Origin of the sequence: Pseudomonas syringae pv. tagetis (genome assembly GCF_022557255.1) — a bacterium.
GTDB lineage: Bacteria > Pseudomonadota > Gammaproteobacteria > Pseudomonadales > Pseudomonadaceae > Aquipseudomonas > Aquipseudomonas caricapapayae.
Window position 1 is genome coordinate 5,237,965 of sequence record NZ_CP092923.1, and the last position, 11,221, is coordinate 5,249,185.

The window sequence follows — 11,221 nt, forward strand, 5'->3', positions numbered from 1 at the left end:
TTACTCCCGAGCGATCTTCAGCGTACCGGGCGGCACGAAACCTGGATGCGCAAGGCGGTTGCGCTGCACAATTTCCAGCGCCCGGCTGGCGTCGCCGAATCGGCGATAGGCCAGCACCAGCGCAGGCAGCGGTTCGGACACGTTCATGTCCACCAGACGTACGCCAGACGCAGCCACTGCATTGAGATGCCGGACCAGGGCCTGACGCAAAGTGTTCAGCGCCAGGTAGTGTTCGGGGTCGGCTTTCAACGACGCTTCCCAGATGGCCGAACTCAGCGTGTCGCGCAGTTCGATCACGTCATCGGCAACCGGCACATCCACACGTTGCAGCGCTTGCGTCACCTGCTGATCAAGCGAGGGCACCACGTTGAGCGGCGTGACCGTCGTCGCAACCGGCATGCCCGCGACGATTCTCGCCACCTTGACCAACAGCGCATCCTGAACCAGGTTGGCAGTGGCCTGAGCCGTCACACTGGTATCACGACCGCTGCCCTGGCTGACCAGATTGATACCGGACACCGCCTCTGCCTGTTGTGTGGTCTCGGAAATGACTGACCGGTAATCCACCGTTTCAACAGAAGACGCCCCACCGTTGCCGCTGGACCTTGATGCAATGCTGTTGGACGTGCCGCCGCTATTGCCGCTCGCGGAACCGCTTGCTGAACCGTCGGCGACCGAGCTGCCGGAACTGCCGGTGCCGCTCGCTCTTCTGGTTCTTTGGCTGTCGCCATCGAAACTGGCAAAGAACGTGGTAAACAGCGTACTGACCGTCAATGGCGCGTTGACCAGCGAATGCACCAGCGCAGTGACATCCGAGTAGATTGTTACAAACGGCGCAAACTGCCGCTGGATGGTCGCGAATACGCCAGACAGGGCGCTGCGTAGCGCCTGAATGTTGATACGCACGGCGTCCACCGTAGCCATTACCGAGCGGTAGCGCCTGAGCGCCGAGTCCAGCAGGCTCTCGGACGCGCCTAATAACTGCCGCCGGGTGTTGAGCGTCGACACGGGAAACTTGAGCGGGTTGGCCGGATAGAACTTCAGCTCCAGCCGGACGAGTCCACCTTCGTTCAGGTTGTGCGTGACGCTGCATTCGCCAACCTGAACCTGTATACGGCCCAGCCAGGGATGCACCAGCTCGCCAGCCCCTTCCTGCTCCAGTGCCCGCAGCAATTTGTCTCGCTGCTCGAAACAGTCGCGACCGACCACGAACGCTGTCAGCGTGTGAACGTTCGACTGCTTGCCCAGCGACTCGAAATAAGGCTCGTCGCGCTGTGGAAACTCATGCAACTGCCCCTTGCGCCCCACCGGGACGACGGCTTTTTCAATGAAAAAACCGACGCCCCGGAAAGACGCTGGCAGCAGACTGTCACGCCATGTACTCATGATCCGGCTCCTGCGCCGAGGGTTCGATAACCGACGTTTGGCGAAATCGTCAAACCCGGCTGGTTGGTCTGCATTTGCCCGGCGCGCATGCCCGGCGGCGCGTTTTCAAAGCGAATGTTGAGCTCGCCCTCAAGTCGCGAGCCGCTGCCCGCAGCGCCCTGTTGCAGCAACAGGCTGCCGGGGGGCGGCAGGTTAGGTGCGCCGAGCAGCTGGCTGGTCGGTGGCACCCCGGTCGACAGGTTGGGCTGCTGCTGTTGCGAGCGGCTGGCCATGACCGCATCCGCCGCCAGAAACGCCCCGGTTCCGCCACCCGGCCCGGCGTTGCGCCCCCGCTGCTCCTCAGCGAACTGATTGGCCTTCTCCGTCGCCTGCTGCAACAAGGACTTGTTACTGTCGCCGCCGAACCAGCTCATGATCGGTTCAATGAACGGCTTGATGTCCGCCCACAGGTCCGCGAACCAGGTTTTGATCGGCTGCCACTTTTCGATGACCATGCCCAGTGGAGAAAAACTGAACAGCGTGGCAAGGACCTCGGTAAATGGCTGAGCTTCGGTCTTGATGGTCTCCCATAGCCCGGCCAGGTACTCGGACAGCGGCTGCCAGTTGGCCACGACCATGCCCAGCGGCGACCACGCAAACAGCGTCTGCAGAAAATCGAAAAACGGCGTCGCCAGCGCTTTGAGCACGTCCCACAGCGCGACAAAGAATTCGGACAACGGCTGCCAGTTGGCTGCGATCATGCCGAGCGGCGTCCAGGCGAATACCGCCTTGAGTACGTCCCACAGCGCCATGGCCGGCCCACGAATCGATTCCCAGACAGCTTGAAAATAAGGCGCGACGGTCGACCAGTTGGCGATCAGAAGACCTGCCGCCAGCGCCAGGCCGCGCACGATCAGGCCCAGCGGTGACAGGCCCATCACCGCACTAAGCAAGCTCATGGCGGTCGTCGTGGTCATTACCGCAATTTGCAATACACCGAACGCAATCGCAGCGGCCACCACACCCTTGATCACGCCCGGGTGTTCGGCCGCCAGTGCGGCGACCTGAGAAATCATCGGCCCGATCACGGCCATTGCTTCGTTCATCGCCGGCAGAAACATACTGCCGATATTGATGCCCAGACGATCGACACGGTTGGTCATCTCTTTGATAGCAGTCGCCGTGGTCTGGGAGTTATCCGCGAACTCCTTCTGGATGGAACCGCTGTTCTGTACGCCCTCGCCGACCTTGGCCAGGTTGGACCTGAGCACATCCAGGTTGGCCAGCAGCGGCGTGATAGCACCCAGCGATTCCGCGCCGAACAATTGCGTGATGACATCCGACTGCTTGCCGGGGTCAACACTGGAGACCGCCGTCAGGACTTTTTCAATGGTCCCGGACGGGTCGCTCTGCATGCCCTGGGTCAGCTGATTGACGTCGAGCTGCAACGCCTCGAACGCTCCGGCTTTCGCCGCGCCACCTTCGGTCAGCGACTGCATGAATCGCTTCATGCCGCTGGCGGCCACATCGGCCGGCACATCGACGCTGGCCAGGGTGGCGCCCATTGCCGCCAGTTGCCCGGAGGCCATCCCCGCAACCGGCCCGAGCGGGCCCATTGCAGTGACCATGGTGGCGATTTTCTTTTCCAGGTTGTTGCCGCCGAGCACGTTGATCTTCTCGGACAACGCCGCAACCTGCGGCTGAGTCAGCTGAAACGATGAGCGCCACGAGGCCATCATGTCGCCCGACTCGGCCGCCGTCTGATCGAAGGCGATGCCCATTTTCACGGCATCGCTGGCAAACCCGGTCAGCTCTTCACGCGGTACATTGGCCTTGGCACCGGCGGCGACAATCGCCGCGATGCCGTTGGCGCTTTCCGGCAGCCGTTCACTGAGGTCCAGAATGTCGGACCCCATCTGCTGGAACTGCTGCGGTGTTTCAAAGCTTACCGAGCGTTTCACGCCGGCCATGCTGGTCTCGAAACCGATCGCTGCCTTTACCCCGGCAATCAAAGGCCCCGCCAAAGCGTTGTCCGTGATTGCCTTGCCAAGTTCTATGGCCCCCAGACTGGTCTCGAGGCCTTTGACGTTGTTGCGGATAGTTGCCAGCGTTGGAGACAGCTGGTCGACGCCGGTGATCAGCGTTCTGATAGTGTCTGCCATCACTCCCCCTGCAGGATCTGGTTGATGCGTTGCGCCTGCAAGATCGATTCGGTGATGACGTCCAGCTCCCTGGACATCATCAGTTCGGGATCGGTCTTCCAGAAGTACGCGAGGTCGTAAACGACGGCGATCAGTCCTTCAAGGTTGCTGATGCCGCTGCCATGAAAAAACTCGCGACCTTCCAGCTCAACGTGTTGATGTCGCACAGATCCAGCTGATTGACAGACGAGGGCGGGATACCGGCGCAGACAGCGATGTACTTCGCCGCTACGTCCAGATCGAGAGAAACCTCCTCGTTCTTGTCGATCCTGTACGGCAGGGCCTTGATGGCGCGCGCTTCCTGCGCCGTAGGACGCCGGAATGTCAGTTGCGAAACGCTTTCGCCGTGCGCTTCGATAGGGCTGGCCAGGTCGATGACTTCACTCATTGCCAGCTCCCCTGATTGCCATCGAATTTCAGCTCGATGGTGCCGTCGTCAGCCTTGCTGCTTGGCTCGTCGACCAGGTAAGCGCCTGACAGGACGTAAGTCTTGCCGTTCTTGAATTCACAGGTGATGGTCATGTCCACACCGGTGGTGAGCAGCTTGAGCGGCAGATCCGCGGTATGCACGGCGGTGAATTTCAGCCAGGCGGTCTTGTCGGTTTCCTTGTAATAGCCGGGCACGACCGTCTCGCGCTTTACATCCATCAGAGGGGCTTCGCCGCCGCCGCTGATGGTCAATTGGGTGCCATCCACTTTGATGTAGCAGGTACCCGCAACTTTCTGACCCATGTTGTTTATCTCCAGAATGAAAAAACCCGCACGAGGCGGGCTTGAAAGGGTTGGTGAGGCTTATGCCGCTTCGTCGTACTGCAAGCGGAACTGGTTGAGCAGCGCGAACACGCGCAGGCCGTTGATGTAATCAGGCGGGAACATCACGTTCACGCGGCTTGGGTCGTTGCCATCACGCTCGACGATCAGGTGCTGGGCGAACGTTTCGGCGTTCTCTACATGACCCTCTTCTTCAAGACGTGCGTACTGTGCAATCAGCTCGCCGCGAATGGTGCTCGGCGTGATGATCGGCTGGCCGGCACCGAAGCGCGTGCCATCGTTGGCCAGCTTGTGGCGACCGTACTTGCTGGTGATAATGCCTTGCAGACGACGGATGATGAACGCCGACTGGTGCATGGTTTCGCTGTCCAGGTACGAGTTGTCGGCTTGGCCGTAGGCGTTCTTCTGATAGGTAGTGATCGAGCGCTGAATGCGCACGTAACCGCCTTCGTAGTAAGCCGTGGCGATGCCGTAACGCAGCAGCGACTCACGCTCGGTCAGCGTGAAACGCTGACTGGCCGGAGCCGGATCGATGCCAGGCATGGTGCCGCTCTGGGTCGGACGGCTGGCGTCGGCAGAAATGAACACCGCCGTGCGCGCAGCCAGTGCAGCGGCTTGCAGCCAGACCGGTTGCGGAACACCGTTTTCGACACCCTGAAGGGTGATGTGCTGATCGTTGCGCAGTTGACCTGCAGCCACCAGCGTACCGACCGTGCCGCGCTTGGCGCTGTAAACGTGGCCGTACAACTGACGGGCCCAGCTCCAGCGACCGGTGCTGTCGTCCATCGCCGCTTTCCAGGCATCCAGCGTGGCGGTGTCGGTCCACGGCATGCAGATGAATTCGAACGGTTCGTCGCCCAGCGCAGCCAGTGCCTTGAGCTGATCAGGCGTACCCACGCCACCAGTCATGGCCGTCACTGCTGCGGTCAAACCGGCAGGAATGACTTCGCCATTGGTTTTACCCAGGCGGTTGAATTCCAGCTGGATGTCATTGCCGCTTGCCCCGCTCCATTTGCTGGAAAGGGTCAGCACACCTGCTTCGACAGCCGCAGTGATCGGCAAGTCAGGCGTGGCATTGATTTTCACCGACAATGCCGTGGCCGCCTGGGCAGCGGTTGCACCATTAACCACAGTGGCCTGCACTCGCATGCCGCCGACATACAGGTTCAGCAGACCGGCTTCGGTCGCTGCCCCGGTGAGTGTGACTTTCGCGCTGGCCTTGGCACCGTCGGTATTGAGCAGCGGCAGGCACCAGACCTCGCCGGTCGGGTCCGCCTTGCGCCAGGTTTCATACATGGAGGCGAGCATGGAGCCCTGACCGCCGATGTTTTTTGCCAGCGCCACGCTCGGCACCAGCACCAGGGAACCGAGCTCCGGTCCGGACGCGTCGTCGTTGACCTGCGCAACGATCAGGCGACGCATGCTGGCCGACGCACTGTTGGCGGCCGAGTTGTCCATCTCCGCATAAAACAGCGGCACGCGGACATCGGATGGAATGTTGTTAAAGCTGATAGCCATTGTTTGGCTTCCTCTTGGTTAGGCCGTGAAGGCTTGATAGGTGGTAGGGGATTGCTCGGTTTGAATGGTGATGTCGCCGTCGTTCTGACGACGCTGCCACCAGGCGTTGAATGTCACCTGCCGCCCTTCGACGGGCAGCAAATCGCCCGCCTCCGGATCCGGCACAGTGCGGCCCTCGGCCGGTACTACAGTGATGCGTTGAGTCATGGGGTTACCTCTGCTGTGAACTTCGCTTCGATACGGCCATCAGGGCCGGTGGGTTTCAGGTTCGGATCTGCGGGGTCAACGCAGTCCATCTCGAGGGTGGCGCCGGTAAACCCGGGCAAACCATCCAGATACGCTTCGTGCGAGGTCTCGGCAGGTTGGTCGGAGGTGTTGCGGCCCAGTTGGAACTGCGCAGCAAAACCGAATCGATACGTCACCCGGTCGCCGCTGATCTGCACCAGCGCGCCACCGGTGTACTGCATCGCGTCGTAATCGCGATCCGGGCTCCAGCCCACCAGTGCACGCCACAGTTCGGCGCGCAGGGCATGCAGTTGCTCACTGGCTTCCTGCCCGCGCTTGTCACCGCCATCGAGCACCACCACGACATCGATCGTGTCGGTGATGTTCTGGCGAATGACGTTCTGCAAATCGTTGGGTGTGGACTGATCGCCAGTGGCAATCACGTAAGCCGACGGGTGCGCGAGCTGATCGCCGAGGGCGACCGCAGCCCAGTCGATACCGGCACTGATTCGCCCGGCAAAGCTCGGGCAGGTCGCCTGCAAATGGGCAACTATCGGAGTTATCTTCATAAGGGGTTCCGCGTGTGTTGAAGGTTGATCCGGCGTGAGGAATGCCTACTGGTTCGCCTTGCCCAGCGCCTCATCCGCCTTGTCTGCAGCGCGACTGGCCGTGTGGGCGGCCTGATTGGCAATCGATGCAGCACTCTCGACCCTGTCTGCCGCCTGAGTGGTGGTTTCGGCCAGCCTGTCCAGGCGTCGGTCGCGTTTGCCCAGTGCTGCGTCATAGGCATTGCGAACCTCGGCCAGCTGCTGCGTATGCTCGGCATTGGCCGACCACTGCCCGGCCTGAAAACCGAGCATCAGGCAGCCAGCGATCAGCAGCACGGAAATCAGCCAGACCTCCAGGCGCCGCCACCAATGGCGAGCAATGAAATCAATTGCGCATCTGTGCATCGTTTGCACCTCCGAGTTGTGATCGCAGCCGGGCGATTTCGGCGCTTTGCGTGGTGACCTTGTCGGTGAGCTGGACGATATGGCTGGTGAGGGCTTCGATCTTGCCCTCCATCCGGCCAACCGCTGCGGCAAGCTCGTTGCGCTCCCTGGCAAACTGATCAGCGCGCGCTTCTGCCTCCTTGCGTGCCTCGCGTTCAGAGTCGAGCAGCTCATTGAGGCGGCGCACCGTGCCGATGTCCGCGTTGTCCATCGCCCGGTCTGTTGCATCTCTGGAAAGAAACTTGCGCAGCCACAAAAAGCCGCCAAGCAGAATGGTGCCCGTTCCGCCCAGCCAGGTAGCTGTGCCTGGGCCTAGGTCGGTTGGGTCCATTGGTACTCCGGAATATCGTGGTGGACTCGCAAGGCCCGCGAAAAACGAGGGCCTGAACAAACTGGAAAGAGCCCCTTGATACGGGGCTCCATTGTGGGATCAGAACGGAATGACTTTCACCGTCATGCCTGTGCATAGCCCCACAGGGCAATGCGCTCGGCAAAGTACGGTGTGACCAGTGCGACGGTCTCCGCCTGATTGCTGGCCTCCAGGCTCATCTTTTCGCCATCGGTGCCAGGTCCCGTGACCCACAGTGTCACTGGTACCTTTTCTGCCTTCGCTTTATCGAGCAGGTTTTTCAGCGCGGTGCGGCCGGCAGCCGTTGGCGGAATTCCTGTTTCGCCGATAAATGCGGCCATCTTGTTGGTCTTGGCATAGGTCAGAAACGGACCGACGATTTCATCGCGCAGAACGGTCGGCGAGATCAAATCGTTGTTATTGGCGTAGGCACCGCTGGAGCTTTTGTCGTAATCGCCGTAAGCGTGCGCTTCCCAGACAATCGCATTGGCCGGATCGACAATCTTCGATTGAAGGTTGGCAGAGACGGTGGCCCAGTTTCTGGCGCTTGCAAACTCCAGCCCACAAATGAACACCGGCTTTTTCGAGCTGTTACGCAACGCCTGCAGTACGGTATTCATCGTGCCGATGTACAGCGCTTCAAGATCAGGCAAGGTAATGTAATCTTTGGCACCCGCAGTAGTATTGGAATACGGCTCGTTGCCCAGCCCCCAGCCCAGCACCATTGGATCGTCACAGTCAGTCACCAGCTTCTGGTGAAAGTTGGCCAGGTGAACCGCGCTCCAGAACGTACCGTTGACACCGTTCCCGTCCTTGATCAGTACCGACTCGGTTGCCTTCCAGCCGTTCTGATTACCGGCCTCTGCGGCAGGAAGAATGCGTCCGGTCAGCTTCCCGTTTGCATCTGTTTCGTAGCGATGCAACCGCATGTAATGGTGCGGATCAGGAATGATTCTGGCCTCGCCATTGGAGTCATCACGAATCCAGCCAAGCATTTCCTTCCAGCGCTTCACGAAGTCGGTATTCAGGTTCGCGCCTTGACCCGGCAAACCGTCCAGAGTCGACAGTTGAATGGCGCGCTGAAGTTCGAACGGGAAACGGATCAGGCGCACGCCCCGATTCTTGACCCAGGTAGTGATGGTTCCACGAGTGGGCCACTGGTAATGCGTCCCTGCCTCGCCCGGCACGATCTGTCCGGCGTTAGCCACCGAACCCAGGTTGATACCTACCAGCGGAATATTCTTGAGCTGGCTGACCGCAGAACTGTTATTGGACATGATGACACCTCTAGTTAGCACCGCGAGGCAGCAACGACGTTGCTGTACCTCTTTCGCTCAACGGCGATAACTCATGGCTCGCGGCCTTTACATGATTCAACGTCCCGCAGCGGGAACATTTGATCTGGAGTTCTGTGTATTCACCCATGCGGGCCAAGAGCTTCTTGCATTGCCCGCATCGAAAGTCTTTCAACATGTGCACTGGCCTCCGTGTGCCTGGCCCAACGAAAAAACCCGCCGAAGCGGGTTCTGGGTGCGTTGCGAGTGGCCGTTTGTTGCTACTGATCAGCCTGTTTCCGGCTGCTGCCCTGAGGCGCAAATCGCATATCGTGGTGCCTTTTTACCCCCCTCCGGAAAGCCTGGGAAGGGGCAGTTTCGGGGTGGGTCGAGTTTGACCGGAGTTCAACACGGGTTCGGCCACAGCTGTGCAATCGACCCGGATAAACGGCGTGAAACAGTGCTTTCATTCACCCCTGTGCGGCCTTGTTGACGACGGCGTTGTTGCTTCTGGAAGCGCTGCGCTCAGCGAGAATCGCCAGCACTTGTTGGTGAAGCCTGTTGATCCAGTTGCGGTAGGTGCGGTCTGCGCCTTCATTGATGCCCACCAGGCGCATCTGCTCGCGCACCGGCAACGACTCGACATAACGCAATGTCGCCAGCTGGGCCAGTTCAGGCCAACGACTCTTTGCCGGGCTGCGCGACAGCTGCGCAATAGCCGCCTCCACTTCGCTGCTTATATAGTCCAGACCGCTGCCATTACCCACCAGCGCGCGCGAGCCGGGTGTGCGACGCGGAATGTACGCGCCCCATTCCATGATCCCGGCCATCGGGCTGCTCAATCCGCCGCCCAGGCCAATGCGCTTGCGCTGTTCGCCCCAATGCTGCATCACGGCTTCTACTTTCTCGATCATCGTGTCTCTCCTTTAGGACCTTTCTAAAATCACTGCACAGCGTCTTTCGCTGCACAGAACCAAGACCGAACAATACATTTTGTATTTTTTAAGCACAATAAAGCATTACATTCTGTATATTGATCAACACCCTACAGCCTGTATGATTCGCGCATGAACAGAAAATGGTATGAAGTCGCAAGACAGGTCATGGAAACTCAGGACATCAGCCAGGAAGAAATGGCTGAGCGAATGGGCGTAACGCCCGGTGCCGTGGGGCATTGGCTGAATGGCAAGCGTGAGCCGAAGATCGAGGTCATCAATCGATTGCTAAGCGAGCTGGGCCTGCCGATCCTCGCAACCTCGATCCCGTCGAGCGAGCCCGGCCTGCATAACGTGGCACCTACGGTGCAGCCTTCGCGTTTTTATCGCTATCCGGTCATCAGCTGGGTTGAAGCCGGTGGCTGGAGCGAAGCGGTCGAGCCCTACCCCGCAGGCTTTTCCGACACCTTCGAGATCAGCGATTACAAAGCCAAGGGCCGTGCTTTCTGGCTGGTGGTGCGCGGCGACTCGATGACCGCCCCCGCAGGCCAGAGCATTCCCGAGGGCATGCTGATCCTTGTCGACACCGGAATCGAGCCAACGGCCGGCAAGCTGGTCATCGCCAAGCTGCCTGAAAGCAACGAAGCCACGTTCAAAAAGCTGGTCGAAGACGCCGGACGTTATTTTCTCAAACCGTTAAACCCGGCCTATCCAATCCTTCCGGTCACAGAAGAGTGCAAGCTTATTGGTGTCATCAGGCAGATGACCATGCGCCTCTGAAACCCGCATGATCCGCTCAAGCCCCGCTAGCCGGGGCTTTTTTGTACGCCTTGTTCGGCATCGGCTGATGTCCACGTAGGAAACATTTGTAGCTTGCGTGGGATACACCCCTCAATTACTGTATGCACATACAGTAAAAAGGAATCCACTCATGCTCGATCAGCCCCTCGACACCCCGCAACACGACGCTTACCTGGCCCTGGCACAGCGGATTCAGGACGCCATTGCCAGCGACAAGGCACAGATCGAGCATCAGGTCCTTTTGATCAGAGAACCTGGCGAATCAGTTGCGCATTGGGAGCGCCTCATTGACCAGATCAGCGAAGCCGAGGGAATTACTGTGACCCGCAACTCTGAAAACGGCACCGCCCATGTGTCCTGGTACATCGACTCCCTGTAAACGAAATAATACAGAATGTATTTAAAATACAAACTGTATTGTAAAGGATCGCTACATATCGTATTGTTTGCCTGTGCCCTTCTTGAGGGCTTCACATGCAAACCACAGGGAGTCATGGAATGAACGAAATACTGGATCAACTTCGCAAAGAATTCGCCACGCCGTGCCCTTCACTGAGTGCCGTCAGAGAGCGTTATTTTTCGCACCTGTCGAACGACAGAAACCTGCTGCGCAAGATCAACGCAGGGCGCATCGACTTGAAGGTCAGCCGTACAGGCGGCAGCCGCCAGGGCCACCCTTTCGTCTATCTGCACGATCTGGCCGATTACCTGAGTGCCATCGTGACCAACAGGGCCGCCTGAGGTCAAAAAAGCACCGCCGCCGATCGATAACGTTCATCAAACTTTGCAG

General features: G+C 59.4%; 15 protein-coding genes. 3 read left to right on the forward strand and 12 right to left on the reverse strand.

Translation table 11 applies throughout. The features are described from left to right. The 12 genes from MME58_RS23475 to MME58_RS23530 form a co-directional block, all read right to left on the reverse strand. Positions 1-1,386, reverse strand: coding sequence for a DNA circularization protein (locus MME58_RS23475; RefSeq protein WP_055006372.1), 1,386 nt, complete (start codon positions 1,384-1,386; stop codon positions 1-3). Further along, positions 1,383-3,527 carry a phage tail tape measure protein gene (locus MME58_RS23480; RefSeq protein ID WP_055006373.1) on the reverse strand — a complete coding sequence of 715 codons (2,145 nt, stop codon included), beginning with the start codon at positions 3,525-3,527 and terminating at the stop codon, positions 1,383-1,385. Before MME58_RS23480 ends, MME58_RS23475 begins: the two co-directional genes overlap by 4 nt. A gap of 130 nt (positions 3,528-3,657) precedes the next feature. Next, positions 3,658-3,954, reverse strand: a complete 297-nt coding sequence (locus MME58_RS23485) for a phage tail assembly protein (RefSeq protein WP_054987069.1) — start codon at positions 3,952-3,954, stop codon at positions 3,658-3,660. After that, on the reverse strand, positions 3,951-4,298 hold the full coding sequence (locus MME58_RS23490; protein ID WP_055006374.1) for a phage tail tube protein: 348 nt from the start codon (positions 4,296-4,298) through the stop codon (positions 3,951-3,953). The genes MME58_RS23485 and MME58_RS23490 overlap by 4 nt, the downstream gene beginning before the upstream one ends. A 60-nt stretch (positions 4,299-4,358) precedes the next feature. Further along, the gene (locus tag MME58_RS23495) at positions 4,359-5,855 is read right to left on the reverse strand and encodes a phage tail sheath subtilisin-like domain-containing protein (protein ID WP_055006375.1); all 1,497 of its coding nucleotides are present in this window, start codon (positions 5,853-5,855) and stop codon (positions 4,359-4,361) included. An 18-nt stretch (positions 5,856-5,873) separates the two neighbouring features. Beyond that, the gene (locus tag MME58_RS23500; RefSeq protein WP_054987066.1) at positions 5,874-6,062 is read right to left on the reverse strand and encodes a DUF2635 domain-containing protein; all 189 of its coding nucleotides are present in this window, start codon (positions 6,060-6,062) and stop codon (positions 5,874-5,876) included. Next, positions 6,059-6,649: a phage tail terminator protein gene (locus tag MME58_RS23505; RefSeq protein WP_055006376.1), complete on the reverse strand. Its 591-nt coding sequence runs from the start codon at positions 6,647-6,649 to the stop codon at positions 6,059-6,061. Before MME58_RS23505 ends, MME58_RS23500 begins: the two co-directional genes overlap by 4 nt. Positions 6,650-6,694: 45 nt before the next feature. Next, a complete protein-coding gene (locus tag MME58_RS23510) occupies positions 6,695-7,033 on the reverse strand; it encodes a hypothetical protein (RefSeq protein ID WP_054987064.1) in 339 nt (112 codons plus the stop codon). Further along, positions 7,014-7,403: a DUF3450 domain-containing protein gene (locus MME58_RS23515; protein WP_054987063.1), complete on the reverse strand. Its 390-nt coding sequence runs from the start codon at positions 7,401-7,403 to the stop codon at positions 7,014-7,016. Before MME58_RS23515 ends, MME58_RS23510 begins: the two co-directional genes overlap by 20 nt. Positions 7,404-7,525: 122 nt before the next feature. Next, the gene (locus MME58_RS23520) at positions 7,526-8,698 is read right to left on the reverse strand and encodes a cellulase family glycosylhydrolase (protein ID WP_054987062.1); all 1,173 of its coding nucleotides are present in this window, start codon (positions 8,696-8,698) and stop codon (positions 7,526-7,528) included. 10 nt (positions 8,699-8,708) lie between these two features. After that, complete coding sequence (locus tag MME58_RS23525; protein ID WP_082427507.1) at positions 8,709-8,894, reverse strand: Com family DNA-binding transcriptional regulator; 186 nt, start codon at positions 8,892-8,894, stop codon at positions 8,709-8,711. A 271-nt stretch (positions 8,895-9,165) separates the two neighbouring features. Further along, positions 9,166-9,609: a hypothetical protein gene (locus MME58_RS23530; protein WP_055006377.1), complete on the reverse strand. Its 444-nt coding sequence runs from the start codon at positions 9,607-9,609 to the stop codon at positions 9,166-9,168. Between the two features lie 189 nt (positions 9,610-9,798). Here MME58_RS23530 and MME58_RS23535 point away from each other — a divergent pair, with 189 nt between their 5' ends. The 3 genes from MME58_RS23535 (at position 9,799) to MME58_RS23545 (ending at position 11,172) form a co-directional block, all read left to right on the forward strand. Continuing rightward, positions 9,799-10,410, forward strand: coding sequence for a LexA family protein (locus MME58_RS23535; protein ID WP_055006378.1), 612 nt, complete (start codon positions 9,799-9,801; stop codon positions 10,408-10,410). A gap of 151 nt (positions 10,411-10,561) precedes the next feature. Next, positions 10,562-10,810 carry a DUF1654 domain-containing protein gene (locus MME58_RS23540; RefSeq protein WP_054987059.1) on the forward strand — a complete coding sequence of 83 codons (249 nt, stop codon included), beginning with the start codon at positions 10,562-10,564 and terminating at the stop codon, positions 10,808-10,810. A gap of 119 nt (positions 10,811-10,929) precedes the next feature. Beyond that, the gene (locus MME58_RS23545) at positions 10,930-11,172 is read left to right on the forward strand and encodes a pyocin activator PrtN family protein (RefSeq protein ID WP_054987058.1); all 243 of its coding nucleotides are present in this window, start codon (positions 10,930-10,932) and stop codon (positions 11,170-11,172) included. The last annotated feature ends 49 nt before the right edge of the window (positions 11,173-11,221 follow it).